Origin of the sequence: Hoylesella nanceiensis DSM 19126 = JCM 15639, from assembly GCF_000379965.1 — a bacterium.
Lineage (GTDB): Bacteria > Bacteroidota > Bacteroidia > Bacteroidales > Bacteroidaceae > Prevotella > Prevotella nanceiensis.
Map to the genome: position 1 here is coordinate 457,998 of NZ_KB904328.1, position 16,106 is coordinate 474,103.

Below are 16,106 nucleotides of genomic sequence, written 5' to 3' on the forward strand. Positions count from 1 at the left end.
TTTCTTTTTATCTAACTATCAACAAAGGCGAAAACGATAGTTGCTACTTCCCTTTTAAAACCAACCAACATTGATTTTAACCGAAAACGCAACAACGCTAATAACACAAAAAGATATGTTTAGATAACTACTCTAATGATTAATGATAACGACTTTTATCAAAACTAAATTACATTTATAATCTCATTATGAAAAAAAGCTTACTATTAGCATGTGGATTATTAACCTGCGCAACAACCTTTGCACAGCGAACTCCAACCCATCCGCTCGACATTAAGGATGCGAAATATGCTGATTTACCCAAAGATTTCGATGCTTGGGCTCCTGGAAAGCAATTGAATGGAGTGTCAAGAATGGACGATGAATTCTTTATTTCACGTGTAAAACCTCGCACAAGAATAAAGGAAGGTGATTACAAAGTAGATGAAAATGTAGACGCAAATCGCAAGATGTGTCTATGGGTTCCACTCGATGAGCCAACATCTACATGGAAAGGTTTACCCCGATATTGCTTCGAAGGCGACAATTTTAGCCTTTGGTCGTATGTGGATATTCATGGAAACTGGACTGCACCATGGCTCCGTTTAAGTGCAGGCGTGAGCGATGTGGCTCATAAAAACGGCGTTAAAGTGGGCTGTTTGATGAGTATTCCCGAATCAGAGCGTGTTGTTTTGACCCCATTTGCACAGGGTATTAACTCAAAAGTGCTTTATAGAATTACTGACAAGGATAATCGTAATCGCTTTAAATATGCAGAAAAGCTTGTAAAGTTGATGAAATACTATGGCATCGACGGCCTTGGTGTGAACTCAGAGTTTACTACTAACTCAGGAGTTATGTCGCATCTTATCGAGTTTTTCGAACTATGTCACAAAGAAGCACGCAAGATTAATTGGGAATTCCAATTATATTGGTACGATGGAACCAACGAATCGGGTTATAGAGACTTTGATCAAGGCCTCGGAGACCATAACAAATTGATGTTTGGACGTAAGGGTCGTGAGGTAACCGATATGATGTTTGCTAACTATGGTTGGAGTGACAACACCTTAGCAAAGTCTGTTCGCAAGGCAGGAGAGCTCGAACGCAATAGCTACGACTATTATGCTGGCTTCGATATTCAAGCTCGTGGCGTTAAAAACATCAATTGGAAGCACCTTTTAAATCATAAAATTTCGATTGGTTTTTGGGGAGCTCACTCTCAAAGTCTTATCCATCAGAGTGCAACCGATAACGGAACAAGCGACGTTGCTATACAAAACACTTACTTAAAGAAACAAGAATTGATCTTTAGTGGTGGACATCGCAACCCAGCTTATCGTCCAAACGTGGGTAATGGTACATCTCTTGCTAATGCAGAATTAGCTAATTTCCACGGATTGGCAGCCTTCATTACCGCCAAATCAACCATTAACGAAATGCCATTCGTGAGCCGTTTCAACTTAGGTAATGGTCTTTCGTTCCGCAACGAGGGTAAGGTAACCTTCGATCACAAGTGGTATAACCTCGGAACACAAGACTTTATGCCTACTTGGAGATGGTGGATTACAGGCGAAAACGACCAAGTTGACGCCAGCAACTACTCTTCTTTGGTGAAAGCCGACCTCACTTTCGACGACGCTTACTTTGGAGGTTCTTGCTTAAGTCTACACGGACAAACTGCTTTCTCACGTGTAAAACTCTTTAAAACCTTGTTATCTGTAGACGGAAAAGACAAAATTTCGCTTATATACAAGGTGATGAACGGCACAGAAAGTCATGCTAAACTATTTGTAGCGTTGAGCAATGCTCTTACAACTTATAAGGAAATAGACATTCCAAGCGCAACAAAACAAGGCGAATGGACCACTTTTGAAGCTGAATTAAGCCAATTGGGCATCACTTCAAGCAGTAAAATTGCTATGATTGGTGTTGTGGTTAAAAACACAACAGAAGACTATAACCTTCATATTGGTGAGCTTGCAGTGCGCAATCCATCGCAAACATTCCAACCTGCAAAGCCTGAAATAAAGGATTTTGAAATCATTAGAGGTAGAGCAAAGAACATCGATTTCAAGATAAGATATGCAAGTAAGGAAGAAACAGGCGAAACAAAGACCTACAACGAAGAAGTAGATACTTGGTATTATGAAATTCTTTATCAAGCAGAAGGCGAGCAAGAGCAAGTGTTAACCGCCACTCCTTCATGGGCAGCATACGTTATCGACGCTCCACTTGTTAACGGAATCACCAACAGAAAGGTTCGTTTCGGTGTGCGTGCCGTTGCTCCTGATGGCGTAACTAAGTCTGCAGAGTCTTGGACAGCATATCAAGAAGCTCCTTATAACGACACCAACGACAACGTAGTGCTTAGTCGTCCTGTTATAAAGGCTAACGAAACATTCAACGTTCGCTTTGAAGATGAGTTGCACCCAGATGCAAAAGAGTGGAAAGTGGTGCAAGCTTCGACACAGAGAACCGTGAAAGTTGTACAAAATGCAAAGGCTTTTGACCTTGAATTAGACGAGGAAGGACTTTACGACCTCACAATAACCGACAGCAAAGGAAAGGCAACAACCATTAGAGGTATCATTCAAGTGAGTCCTCAAAGCACAGGTGCTGCGCCTCAAATTACCGACATCACAGCCGATAAAGCAAGTGTTGAAGGCGGAAAAGACGTTACTTACACCGCTACAACCAACGAAGGTGAGGGACATGCATCACATGGTTTGATTATCGAAGACCCCAAGATGCTTCAAATTCCTGCAGCTCTTCAAGTTGGAAAGAACTACTCTTACGCTCTATGGTTCAAGGCAAATAAGTTGGCTCACGATAAACAAGGAACCAACCTCATTAGCAAGAATACCGTAAAAGACCGCTGGCCTCACAACAACTGGGGTGACCTTTGGGTGCAAATACGCCCTGAAGTAACCGATAACTATACAAAGAAGGTGCACCCAGCTAACGAAATCTCATTCAACACCATGGGTTGGACAGCTCACGATAATCCTAACTTCGGTATGATTAGCGATGGTTATAGCATCACTCCAGGTGTTTGGAATCACCTTGTAGTATGCCATAACGATGGAAACATTCAAACAATGTACCTCAATGGACGTAAGGTTGCACAGGTGGCATTCCCTAATTCTATAAGAAGAGAAGACTCAAGAGACGGCAGAATACAAGTTTATCTACCTGCAGACATCTTTATTGGTGGCGGTGGTGTGTATAAGAGTGGATTCAATGGCGTGATTGATGAAGTTCAAATATGGAACAGAGAGCTATCAGAAAGCGACGTTCAACGTGCTATGAAGGGCTTTAAAGAAGGCGAAGTGCCTGAAGGTTTGCAAGGATATTTCACCTTTGAAACCAAAGAAGGTGAGAGTGTGTTCCCTAACTTGGGTAAGGGTGGAGCAGAACACAAGGCTCATTTAGTGGTAATGGCTAATAGTGGAGGTGAAGATACCTCTAAGGCTGGTTATCAAGATATGCCTGCCGACAACTCAGTAGTGGGCAATCCTGGTATCGAAGGCTCATTGAACATCACCACAACTTACACATGGAAGCTCGAAGGAGCTAACAACCCAACCGTTGAAGGCAAAACTGCTACCGTGCAATATAGCAACATGGGCAAGGTGGGAGCAACCCTAACACTAAGCAACCAATGGGGCGAAACAACTCTAACAAAAGACAACTTGGTAGAGGTTACATCGTCTACTGGCATTAACGAGGTAGAGAGCGGTGTTGCTTTCGAGGCCTTCCCTAACCCATTTGTAGAGAGTGTGAACCTTCGTTTTGCTGAAGGTGGAACCTACACACTCAATGTGTTGAACGCAAACGGCATGCTCGTTCAAAGCAACTTACTAACAACTGCTGCTGGCGAGGTGACTAACGTGAGTGTAACAGGTGCTAAAGGACTTTACATTCTTCAAATTGTGAAGGGTGGAAAGACCTACAAAACCATTAAATTGGTGAAGAAATAAAACGATTGTTTATTAGTACCTCAGTGTTGTTTGCACGCCTAAGTCAATAGAAACGGCAAGCACGCTGAGGTTAGTGTGACATCTTTTCGACTTTGAATGTTTGGTTAAAACGAAAAGAACACATCACTTCACAAAACCATAAAGAACAGGTGTAACCACTAAGGCGCATCTGTTCTTTTTCTTTTTCCACTTGCCTTGCCCCTTCCTTTTGTCCTCTTCTCTCACCCCTTGTCCCCACTTTGTGGCACTCTTGCTCTCGTTTGCGCTTTCCTTCTCGATTTGTTTTTATTTCTTCTTGGTGTAGTATAAAATGCTCTTTTGCCCTTTCTGCTGTGCTTTTACCCTCGTTTAAAAACTCGTCTTCACTCTCTTAAAACTACTTTCTCACGCACTTCCAAATCCGCTTCTACCCTCTTCCCCTTCTTTTCTGCCTCCCCTTTCTTCCCTTTTCTTCTCCTAATAAAAACTTTTTTTGCTCGCTACGCCCCTCTTTTGCATCGGGTGTAGATTGCTTCGTTCAGTTCTTGTAACGCCCTTGTAAGGCAGAAAAGAGCCATTGAGGGCAACATTTCTCCTCGTGGGTGCGCCCTCTTCCACTTTTTCGTCTTGCTCTCGTTCGCCCCTTGCTCGTTCCTTTAAAACAAAGGGAGCAGAGAGGACAAAATAAAAGCACCGCTCTTAACGACAAAGAGCGATGCTTTTGATATCTAACGGCACTGCATTTAGCAGGCAATAGCGTTCCTATTATAACTTACAAGAAATGCCCGCATTCACCTCATAGGTTCCTACCCATACATTGTCGTGATATTTATAGTGGGTGTAACGATGATAGAACGAGCCAGAAAGGTTGGCACTAACGGGGCCTTTGAGCTTGAATGAGAACATAGGCGACACCACAAAGAGGGCAGCATGACTGCGATCGCCCTGCACATTAAAATGCAATTGGTTCAAGCCCGTTAAGTCTTTGTCTTCATATCCCTTGAGGGTGAAGATGTGATAAAAGTCGGTTTTCAATGTAAAGCGCACCAAACGAGGGAAATCGAGAATAGTTCTTACCTTGATGCTATAACCCATTCCCATGTTATAGTCACGTGGAGCCACTTGATTATAGTAGTCGCTTTTGGTACCACCAAGTAGGATAAGGCTCGAATAAATGTGCTGTTCAAGACGTGAAAGGTTGCCCTTGTTCTTAATTCGATACACAATACCAGGTCCAACACCCACGGCTTCCGAAATTAAGTAAGGCGTAATATTACTGCCATCTTTCACAGGAGAGCTGTCGTAGTAGTTGAAATGCTGATACACTCCGAACTCCGTTTCGATCTTTTTACCCATCACCACAGGGGCAGTCCACAAGCGACCGAGCAGGTGAACACCACTCATTCGAGGCTGATTGCTCGAGAAGCCCATTGTAACATCGGCAGTGAAATAGTCGAAAGGCTTATTCTCTTTGTCGTTAAAGATGTCGCCATATTCGAAGAAGAAATTGACATAGGGGTTGTGTTCGCCTCTAAACAGAGCATTGTCGTCGGCAAGATAGCGGTTACCAACAGTAACTCTGAAATTCAAAGGAAAGCGGTTGATGTCGTGATATAGATAGTTCTTTTGTTTCACTTGCCAGCTTTCGCCACGCACAAGGCGGTTCACTCCACGCACAGGGTTGATAATAAAGGCTCCAGCCTCACGCAAAACACGACGGAAACCTCTCGACTTGTCGTTCAAAAGAATGCTCGATATGCGATAAGTCACCTCACCTAAGCAGGTACCACCCATCGAAGTGGCGATCAAGTCGTTAAGAGCTGGAGGCTCGTTTTCGCCAAAATACTCCCACATCAAGCTACCACCAAGGGCATAAGGATATGATTGCCAGAACGACATACCATTGCTTCGGGCAGCATTGAAATAGGTATTGCCGTGATAAGGGTGCATGTAGAGGTTGGTTTTAAAGGGGTCGTTGTCCCAAACAGGCAACGAACGCAAGTTTTTCCACACCGAGTTGAGGGTGATATAGCTATAATCGGCATGCTTATGGAAGCGGTTCCAGCTGAAAACGCCAACGTTGATAATAGCCGTTTGCGCTGCCGCTACCCACGGACGCTTAACAGGTGGGAGGGCATAAATATCGTTATTGGTGCTGTCGGTCAATATATCTTCTAACAAATTAAGCTCTTTGCGGTTGGCAGGGTTGTTGCGGTTGTAAGACAGGCTCAATCCTATTTCGCCAATAAACTGGTTCTTATAGAGCGTGTTTCGCTTGTAGTAGCGGGTGTGTCCGTAGCCTAATGACACGAAAGCACCGAGCTGTTTGGTGAATTGATAGTCGAGATTCACCTTTGTTTGTAGTGAGAATAGACGAGCAGGAACAAGTGGTTGCTCCTTTTTAAAGGTTTCGATATGATAGAATCCCACGTCGGCACTGAGCGTTAGGCGGGGAGATAGCGAGGCATATCGACCTATTCTGTAATACAAAGCACCGCTAAAGTCCTTGTCAAAGCCCAAATAAGGCGTTCCAAGTCCTACGATGCTATAAGTGTTTTTATTGCGAAAACGCATGGCAGCGTTAAGCAATGAGGCGTTACCAGCGTATAAAAGGAAGTCTATTTTCGTTGCAGGACTGATGTTGATGAGGCCAATCTTGCGACGAGTAGAGTCTTGACTGATATTCATTAAACCCACTTGCCAACCCTTTTGGTTGCCTTGTGTGACATTGATTAAACCCACTTGCGCTCCAGAAAGCGTGTCGGCATAGTTGTAAGCACTTAGCTGAAAGCCCTTAACGGTGTGCGATGCCACGTTAACAAGACCCGAAATCTGTGCTCCTTTGTCTACTCCTGAGCTGATATTGGTGAATGCAGACAATTGAAGTCCACGCAAAGGGTTGAGCGATATGTTCGACATTCCCGACAACTGAACGCCCTTTGCTCGTCCAGCCACATTGGAAACGGGCGAGATTTGCAAGCCTTTCATGTCGTTTCCAACGCCATTGAGCAAGCCACCAAAGGTCATTCCCTTAGCGTCTTGTCGCACTAACGACACCAAACCGCCTATGTTTAGTCCCTTCATGTCTTGGTGAACATCGGCATGTATCACGCCTATTTGAACGCCTTTCAACAGATTGATGTTGTTGAAAATACCCAAATTGAAAAGGTGAACCTTTGTAGAATCGTTGTAAGTTTTAGTGATTGGAAGCGCAATATTAGTGCGCTGAGGATCGAGTTGTTGCTGTGCTTTGATACCACCGATGCACAAAAATAAGGCGATATAGAAGCAAACAAAGCGTAGTTGTTTTGTGATGTTACCCATAAAAACGATTAATTTACACTGCAAATATACAACCTTTCTCTTAATAAAGATGTATTTGCGTGAAAGAAAGTAATGCTTTTGTGTCTTTGTTTTACGCTCTATCTTTCGCAATTGCAGGTATTCTAAATATTCATTCCTTTGATGATGGTAGCAGTATAGCAGTTTATTGGAGTCTTTTTTGTTGATTCTTCGTTTTATTCGCCTCTACTTGGTTGATTATAGGGGTGTTATATCATTTTTTTGGATTGTTTTTTGGAAAATAATAAGTATTCTTGTATATTTGCACCGAATAATGATTATAAATGATTTAAGTATGAAAAGATTATTTTTAGTGATGATAATGGCATTATCTGTGATTGCAGGTTTTGCGCAAAACAAAGAAAGAATTAATGTATTAAAGGAGAGACAGAAAGTGCTTAAGCTAACAACTGAGCTCAATAAGATGCAGTTAGCTTACGAAAAAGAAAAGGCAAACAATGTAGAACTCTCAAAGAAAGCAAGCGGAATCAATTTAGAAGCCAACGTGGCAACAGCTGAATTCAACACAAACAATCCATCAAGCACAGTGAAAGATGCAAAGGCTACCATTAAAAGATTGAAAGAAACCAAGGCAATTAACAAGAAATTGGCAAAGAGTCAAAAGACTTTAGTTAAGATGGAGAAGAAGATTGCTAAGATAAAATCTAAGATTGATGACTGCAACAAACGCATTAAATTTGTGAACAACGAATAGAATTCATCTATAAAGAATAAGAGAGGACGCTTTAAAGGCGTCCTTTTTTTGTTGTTGATACGGCAAACTCAGGAGCCGTTAAGGGGCTTTTGGGGTGGCATTAGGGCTGTTGTGAAGGCGCAAAGAGCATGAAAAAAGTAGGTAATATGATGCCGATAACCACAGCAAAGTCAGGCACTTATGTTCGACATAAATCGATATTGCACATAAAAAGTATGTTTTTTCGTGCTTAAAAAAGCTAAAACAGCATTTTTGTTTCAGTGGTTTTATTTTGTAGATTGTTATAAAAATAGGCAATTACATTTAACCTTTGATTCTTATGGAACATCGAATTGTTCATTTTATCACTAACCAATGCTCTGAAAAAGAAATTTTAGAGTTGAACAACTGGGCAGAAAACGAACCTCAAGAATTTAACCATCATGCAGAACTTTACCACGTTTACATGATGGCAAAGGCAACAACTATCTCAGAAGACGACGTCGATTTGGCTTTCAGACGATTGCAAGAACGCATCAATGGCGAATCTATTGAAATAGAGATGCGCCGTCCTTGGTGGCAAAGCCGACACATTGCCGCTTCCATTATCTTCTTTTTAAGTCTTTTTGGTACTGCTCTTGGTTGGCAGTGGTGGAGCAACAGAGCTGTAAACGAGCCCGAAATGGTGAGCGTTTGCACCAATGCTAACGACGTGAAGAATGTGATTTTGCCCGATGGAACAAGTGTTTGGCTCAACAACAACAGCGAGTTGAGCTATCCAAAAGAATTCACAAACATTGCCAGAGAGGTGCGCTTGAAAGGCGAAGGCTATTTCAATGTAGTGCGAAAGCCTCATCTTCCATTCATAGTTCACAACGAAGACCAAGACATTAGGGTGCTTGGTACGGTGTTTTATGTATCGAATAGCCCAGCTAAACACGAGTATATTGTGAGCCTAATAAGGGGTTCTGTGGAGGTGAATAACAACATTTCGAACGACAGAGTGATACTTCTTCCTGGTCAAAGAGCCATTGCCAACGATCAAGATGGAGAGATTTCAATCGACGAGATACCTGCAACCAACGACCAGTTGTGGCACCATAAAGTGCTATCTTTTAAGCAGTCGACCATCAGTAACATCATGGCTACCCTCGAAAACATCTATGGCATCGACATCAAGGTGAAGGCTTTGCGCCACAAAAACAACACCTATTCGGGCGAAATTGCGCCTAAGCAAGATATAGAAGGCACGTTGAAGCTCTTGCAACTCACCCTGCCTTTCAGCTATAAGAAGCTCGTTAGCGACTCGAACAACAGCTATTTTGAAGTAACAAGCAAATAAACGATATACCAACAGGGCATGTTTTGCTCTGTTTCATTATCCAAAATTCATTCGCAATGCAAGACAACTCCGCTTTTGGGGTTGTCTTTTTGTATGGCACAAGGCCTGCTCTTATCAACGAAAAGACAAAGGTGAAAGAGTGAAAAAAGCACGAAAAAACATAGCAAAGCATGGTTTAAACCAAGAAAAATATTGTAACTTTGTAGAAAAGGACAATGAGACAAAAACATAATTAACAACAAAAAGAACAACAAAACGAAAGGAAATATAAATGAAAAAAGTATTAATTGTTTCAGGACACTCTAACATTCAACACGATTCTGTGGTGAATTCACTCATATTAAAGCAAGTAAAACAAGCCCTTCCACAGGTAGAAATCGACTTGTTATGCGAGCTTTATCCCGACTTTAAAATTGATGTTGCAGCCGAACAAGCAAAGGTTTTAGAGGCAGATATCATCGTGTTTCAATTCCCTTTGTATTGGTTTGCTAAGCCATCTATCCTTCAACGCTGGGAAGAAGAAGTGTTCTTGCACGGCTTTTCACACGGAAGCAATGGCGATAAGCTCAAAGGAAAGAAGCTAATTGTGTCGTTCACAGTGGGCGCACCGGGTGAAGTTTACTCACGAGAAGGCGGACTTGGCTACACACTTGAAGACCTATTGCTACCCGTTAGCCGTTCAACAGCAGGCTTTGTGGGCATGACTCTCGAGCCATTTATTTATACAACAGGTGTTTCTTACGCTCTACGTGGCGACGAAGCACAAGCAAAACAACTTGAAGAGAAGGCACTTTTGCACGCTCAACGCTTAGTTGAAGCCATCGAAAAGGCCTAACCCCAATGCGCAACAACACAGCGCATCTCTTTAAAAGACAATATTATCAACCTCTTAAACATTAGTTATGTCGAAAAAAAAGAAAGGCGGAAAGAGAATGTCTGCCAATAAAATGGTAGAAAAACTCGAAGAGTTCTTCCGCTCACACCCCAACAAAAGCTACTCGTTTAAAGAAATATTCAAGAACTTAAAGCTCGATACTCACCCCTTAAAGATGCTCGCCATTGATTTAATGGAAGAGTTGGCGTGGGAAGATTTCTTAACTCCTGTAGCCGATAACGCCTATCGTTTGAATGTAGACACACAGGTTCAAGAGGGGCGTTTCGTTCGAAAAAACAACGGAAAGAATGTCTTTATTCCCGATAATAGCGACCTTTCGATCTTCGTTGCCGAACGAAATTCGATGTTTGCACTTAACGGCGACAGGGTGAAGGCTACCCTATTGGCTCGCAGAGAGCACCACATGAGAGAAGCAGTGGTGGTTGAAATACTTTCACATGATAAGGATACGTTCGTGGGAACGCTAAGAGTTGAACACGACTTGGCTTTCCTTTCTACCGAAAGCAACATCTTTGCGCACGACATTGTCATTCCTAAACGCAAGCTAAAAGGCGGTAAAGATGGCGATAAAGCGGTGGTAAAGATCATTCAGTTCCCTGGAAAAGAATCGAAAAACATCATCGGTGAGGTGATTGATGTCTTGGGAGTGAGTGGCGATAACGATGTAGAAATGAACACAATACTTGCTCAATACGGCCTACCTTATAAGTATCCGAAGGCAGTTGAGCAGGCAGCAGAACGCATTTCGGCAGAGATCACGCCCGAAGAGATTAGTAAGCGTGAGGATTTCCGTGAGGTATTCACCTGCACCATCGACCCTAAAGACGCCAAAGACTTCGACGATGCGCTCTCTATCGTGCAACTTCCCAACGGCAATTGGCAAGTGGGTGTGCACATTGCAGACGTTTCTCACTATGTAAAAGAAGGCTCTATCATCGACAAGGAGGCGCAAAAGCGTGCCACTTCGATTTATTTGGTAGACCGAACCATACCAATGTTGCCCGAACGTTTGTGCAACTTTATCTGCTCTTTGCGTCCTGATGAAGAGAAACTGGCATACAGCGTGATCTTTGAAATGGACGAATTGGCCAACATTAAGAACCATCGTGTGGTGCATACCGTGATTAAAAGTAATCGAAGATACGCCTATGAAGAGGTGCAAGCCATTCTTGAAGACAACGGGGTGGTTGATGGAACGGGCGAACCAGCACCTAAAAAAGATCCAAAAGACTACAAAGGCGAGAACGCCTACTTGCTCGTTATGCTCGACACCTTGGCTAAACAGCTTCGAAAGGCACGCTTTAATAATGGCGCAGTGAAGTTTGATAGAGAAGAACTGCACTTTGATATCGACGAAAAAGGACGTCCAACACGTGCTTATTTCAAGATGTCGAAAGACGCTAACAAGCTAATCGAAGAGTTTATGCTCCTTGCAAACCGCACAGTGGCAGAGGATATTGGTCGTGTTAAGAAAGGAAAGAAGGCGAAAACCCTACCCTATCGTATCCACGATAACCCCGATCCGTTGAAGTTAGAGACCCTAAGAGAGTTTGTTACGAAGTTTGGTTATAAGCTAAAGACTGAGGGAACAAAGGGTGAAGTGGCTCGTTCATTAAACCAATTGATGGACAAGTCGAGCGAGAGTGTTAATCAAAAGCTCATTCAAACCATTGCTCTAAGAGCGATGATGAAGGCAAAATATTCGGTACATAACATCGGACACTTCGGCTTGGCGTTTGAATATTACACCCATTTCACCAGTCCTATCCGTCGATATCCCGACACAATGGTGCATCGTTTGCTCACCCATTATGCCCAAGGAGGCCGTAGTGGCAACAAAGATCATTATGAAGAGTTGTGCGAACACTGCTCTGAAATGGAGCTTGTGGCACAAAATGCCGAGCGAGACTCTATCAAATACAAGATGGTTGAGTTTATGAATGAGCACTTAGGCGAATGCTTCGACGCTCATATTAGCGGTATTACGTCGTACGGAATCTATTGTGAGATCGACGAAAACCACTGCGAGGGTATGATTCCTATGCGTGATTTAGACGACGACTACTACGACTTCGATGAGCGAAACTATTGTCTTGTGGGACGAAGAAAGCACCACACCTACCGTTTGGGCGATGCGCTTAGAATTAAGGTGGCACGTGCTAACCTCGAAAGAAAGCAACTCGACTTTACGCTAAGCGACGATAAAGAGTAATAATTCAATAACTCCATACGATGTAGAGCGAGTCCATACGATGGACGACGAAGTTTATTTAAGGATGAAAAAAAGGCTGTGTTGCAGGCAAATAAAATTATTTTCCAAAGCAACCAAAAGAAATTTTCATGTTGAACGCCTCTCCCCTTTGTTTATAAGGCTTGTGAGAGTGCAAAAGAAAAGCAACGCTATTGCAGTGCAAGGGCGTTGCTTTTTGTATGTAATAGCGTTGCTTTCGTGCGCTAATTGGATAGCAACAGAAATGGAAGGAAATGTCTATCCCTCTTTCAAAATATCGAGGTAGTAGTTGATGTATTCGTCTACTGCCTTGTCCCAGCAGAATTGTTGGGCTTGAGCCAAACACATCTTTTGGCGGGTTTCAGGGTCTTTTTCATATTCAGCCAACAACTTTTGTGTTGTTTGCGCCATCTTTTCAGGCTCCAACTCATCGAAATAGTAAGCGGCATCGCCTCCAATTTCGGGCAAAGAGGTGAGCTTCGAGCAGAAAACAGGCTTACTTGCCGTCATCGCTTCGGCCACAGGCAAACCAAATCCCTCGCTCTTTGACACGAAGAAAAACGCCTTACAATTGCGGTATAGATAGGCTTTCTCGCCTGCCGACACGCAACCCACAAAGCGAACATTGGTGAGTTGATAGCGTTCAACAAGTTGATGGAGCATTTTAGTGTATTCTTTGTCGCCCTTTCCTGCCACAACCAAAAACTCATTGGGCAAGAATCGCATCATTTCAATTAAGAGATGCACATTCTTCTTGTCGTCTAATCCCGACACAGAAAGGAGATATTGAGATGGAAGTCCGTCGATTTTCTCTTGTGGAACCTGCATTTGATCGGTCACACCATTATATATCACTCGCTTAGGTTGATGCACATTGAAACGGCTCACCACATCATTTTCAGAGAATTGAGAGATAAACGAGAGATGGGTTGCAAAGCTAAGCGTGCGGTTAATCTTGCGTGTTCGCTTGTCGATCTTCTTTTGTGGAATGTTATTATGGAAGTAGTTGACATCGTGAATGGTCACCAAAGCCTTTGGAGAGATGGTGGTGTGAATGCGAGGAAGTTGCTGAGTCCAGTGCACAAGGTCTACTTTAGGGAAGAAAAGGTGCTTGATGAAGCGTGGAAGACGAGCGTTTAGAAGGATGTAACGCCACTTTCTTAAAACGAGATAGTCTACCTCATCGCCATAATCTCCACTCATACCCTTAGGCACAAGGAAACAAAATTCGAGGTTGTGTTGTGTTTTTAGCTCGGCAGCCTTTGCGCTCATGCGAATGGCAAGGTTATGTGCAAACTCGCCAAGTCCCACATATTTGTTAGAAAGGTTATATAGATAAACGGCAACTTTCTTTTTTTTAGTCATGTTCTTGTAGTCTTATAATGTAAATATAGCCTACTTTAAACGCTCTTAAAGTAGGCTTTAGGTTGCTCTGCATCAACGTGTTTGTTGTGTTAGGTCGATGCAAAGTAAGTTGTTCGAACCTCTTATTCGAAGTAATATAAGAAGGTAGCCACGCCCTCTAAGGCATGTTTTCTTTGTCCTTCAATTTCGATTTTAAATTCAATCTCAGCTTTGCAAATACCACGAAGGTTGCTAATGGCTTGCAATTTAGTAACTAAGCGCACCTTACTTCCAGTAACAACGGGTTGTCCGAAGCGCATTTTATCCATTCCATAGTTCACAAGCATCTTGATATTATTTACCTCGATGATTTGCGACCACAAATAAGGAAGGAGCGAAAGAGTTAGATATCCGTGTGCAATAGTGTTCTTGTATTGGCTTTCTTTCTTTGCTTTTTCCACGTCAACGTGAATCCATTGATGGTCTAAAGTAGCGTCGGCAAATAGGTTTATACGCTCTTGATCCACCTCTAACCAATCAGAAACACCAAGCTGTTCACCCAAATGAGCAGCAAACTCTTCGTAAGAATTGATAATTAACTTTTCCATTTAGTATGCTATTAATTAGTGTTTGCAAAGATAAGCGTTTTCTTTTTTACGACAATATTTTTCCTATTTAAAGTAAAGAAATCAACACTAAATAACGAAATAACAGGTCGTTTTTGATTTATTTCTATCGTTTTATTGCGCCATTGTGGTAGTATTATGTGTGAAAATTACTACCTTTGTAACAAATAAAAATATAGATTATGGAGAAACAACAGCTTGTTATTTACAATACTCTTAGTAGAAAGAAAGAGACATTCGAGCCTCTTAATGCCCCAAACGTGGGTATGTATGTTTGTGGACCAACCGTTTATGGCGATCCACACTTAGGACATGCACGCCCATCAATCACCTTCGACATCTTGTTTCGCTATCTAAAGCACCTCGGTTACAAAGTTCGTTATGTGCGAAACATCACCGATGTGGGTCATCTTGAGCACGATGCCGACGAGGGAGACGACAAGATTGAGAAGAAAGCACGCCTTGAACAGCTCGAACCAATGGAGATAGCACAGTACTACACCAATCGTTATCACGATGCAATGAACGCTCTTAACGTGCTTCCTCCAAGCATAGAGCCACAGGCAACGGGTCATATTATAGAGCAAGAGCAATTGGTGAAAGAAATAATGGATAACGGCTTTGCTTATGAAAGTAATGGCTCTATCTATTTCGATACCGCAAAATACAATGAAAAATACCACTATGGCAAGCTCTCGGGACGTAATCTCGACGACGTGATCAACGCTTCTCGTGAGTTAGGAGGCGTGGAAGACAAACGCAACCAAACCGACTTTGCCTTGTGGAAGAAAGCCACTCCAGAGCATATTATGAAGTGGCCAAGTCCTTGGAGCGAAGGTTTTCCAGGCTGGCATTGCGAATGTACAGCCATGGGACGCAAGTATTTAGGTAACAACTTCGATATTCATGGAGGCGGAATGGACCTTATGTTCCCACATCATGAGTGCGAAATAGCTCAAGCAGTGGCATCGCAAGGACACGACATGGTGCGCTATTGGATGCATAACAACATGATAACCATCAACGGAAAGAAGATGGGAAAGAGCTTAGGCAACTTTATTACACTCGAAGAGTTCTTTAAAGGCACCCACGAAGCATTGACACAGGCCTACAGCCCCATGACCATTCGCTTCTTTATACTTAGCGCACACTATCGAGGAACAGTAGACTTCTCGAACGAAGCCCTACAAGCTGCCGAGAAAGGACTCAACCGTTTGTTGTCGGGAATAAAGGATTTAGACCGCATTCAGCCCTCTGCTGAGTCGGATAAAGCCACTGCAGACTTTGTAAAAGAATTCCGTTCAAGATGCTATAACGCCATGAACGACGACCTACAAACACCTGTTGTGATTAGTATTCTATTCGAAGCATGTCACATCATCAACACCATTGTAGACCATAAAGGCACTATCTCTGCCGAAGATCTCGCAGAATTGAAAGAGACCATGCATCTCTTTGCCTTTGATTTGATGGGACTTCGTGCCGAAAATTCTGATAACAATCAAGCTCGAGAAGAGGCTTATGGCAAGGTAGTAGATATGGTGTTAGACCTCAGATCGAAAGCTAAAGCCGACAAAGACTGGGCTACAAGCGATAAAATTCGTGATATGTTGGCAGATGCAGGCTTTGAAGTTAAAGACACAAAAGACGGTGCAGTGTGGAAATTAGATAAGTAATCCGCACGCATTGTCT

General features: G+C 42.7%; 9 protein-coding genes. 6 read left to right on the top strand and 3 right to left on the bottom strand.

Annotated elements, in window-relative coordinates; translation table 11 throughout:
* Positions 1 to 188 precede the first annotated feature (188 nt).
* A complete protein-coding gene (locus tag A3GM_RS0104880; protein ID WP_018362277.1) occupies positions 189 to 3,962 on the top strand; it encodes an endo-beta-N-acetylglucosaminidase in 3,774 nt (1,257 codons plus the stop codon).
* Positions 3,963 to 4,706: 744 nt separating this feature from the next.
* Here the strand turns inward: A3GM_RS0104880 and A3GM_RS0104885 are convergent.
* Entirely contained in the window at positions 4,707 to 7,265 is a 2,559-nt protein-coding gene (locus A3GM_RS0104885; RefSeq protein ID WP_018362278.1) for a DUF3943 domain-containing protein, read from the bottom strand.
* Between the two features lie 313 nt (positions 7,266 to 7,578).
* Between A3GM_RS0104885 and A3GM_RS0104890 the strand changes: the two genes are divergently transcribed.
* The 4 genes from A3GM_RS0104890 (at position 7,579) to rnr (ending at position 12,426) form a co-directional block, all read left to right on the top strand.
* The gene (locus A3GM_RS0104890) at positions 7,579 to 7,998 is read left to right on the top strand and encodes a hypothetical protein (RefSeq protein WP_025829810.1); all 420 of its coding nucleotides are present in this window, start codon (positions 7,579 to 7,581) and stop codon (positions 7,996 to 7,998) included.
* Positions 7,999 to 8,317: 319 nt separating this feature from the next.
* Positions 8,318 to 9,319: a FecR family protein gene (locus A3GM_RS0104895; protein WP_018362280.1), complete on the top strand. Its 1,002-nt coding sequence runs from the start codon at positions 8,318 to 8,320 to the stop codon at positions 9,317 to 9,319.
* Positions 9,320 to 9,590: 271 nt separating this feature from the next.
* The gene (locus tag A3GM_RS0104900) at positions 9,591 to 10,154 is read left to right on the top strand and encodes an NAD(P)H-dependent oxidoreductase (RefSeq protein ID WP_018362281.1); all 564 of its coding nucleotides are present in this window, start codon (positions 9,591 to 9,593) and stop codon (positions 10,152 to 10,154) included.
* A 67-nt stretch (positions 10,155 to 10,221) separates the two neighbouring features.
* Positions 10,222 to 12,426 carry a ribonuclease R gene (rnr, locus tag A3GM_RS0104905; protein WP_018362282.1) on the top strand — a complete coding sequence of 735 codons (2,205 nt, stop codon included), beginning with the start codon at positions 10,222 to 10,224 and terminating at the stop codon, positions 12,424 to 12,426.
* A gap of 276 nt (positions 12,427 to 12,702) precedes the next feature.
* Here the strand turns inward: rnr and A3GM_RS0104910 are convergent, their stop codons facing one another.
* Together A3GM_RS0104910 and A3GM_RS0104915 are read right to left on the bottom strand one after the other, a co-directional pair.
* The gene (locus tag A3GM_RS0104910) at positions 12,703 to 13,809 is read right to left on the bottom strand and encodes a glycosyltransferase family 4 protein (protein ID WP_018362283.1); all 1,107 of its coding nucleotides are present in this window, start codon (positions 13,807 to 13,809) and stop codon (positions 12,703 to 12,705) included.
* 122 nt (positions 13,810 to 13,931) lie between these two features.
* Positions 13,932 to 14,396, bottom strand: coding sequence for a MaoC family dehydratase (locus A3GM_RS0104915; RefSeq protein WP_018362284.1), 465 nt, complete (start codon positions 14,394 to 14,396; stop codon positions 13,932 to 13,934).
* 200 nt (positions 14,397 to 14,596) lie between these two features.
* On the opposite strand from A3GM_RS0104915, the gene cysS reads away from it, so the two are divergent.
* Positions 14,597 to 16,090, top strand: coding sequence for a cysteine--tRNA ligase (gene cysS, locus A3GM_RS0104920; protein ID WP_018362285.1), 1,494 nt, complete (start codon positions 14,597 to 14,599; stop codon positions 16,088 to 16,090).
* Positions 16,091 to 16,106: the final 16 nt, after the last annotated feature.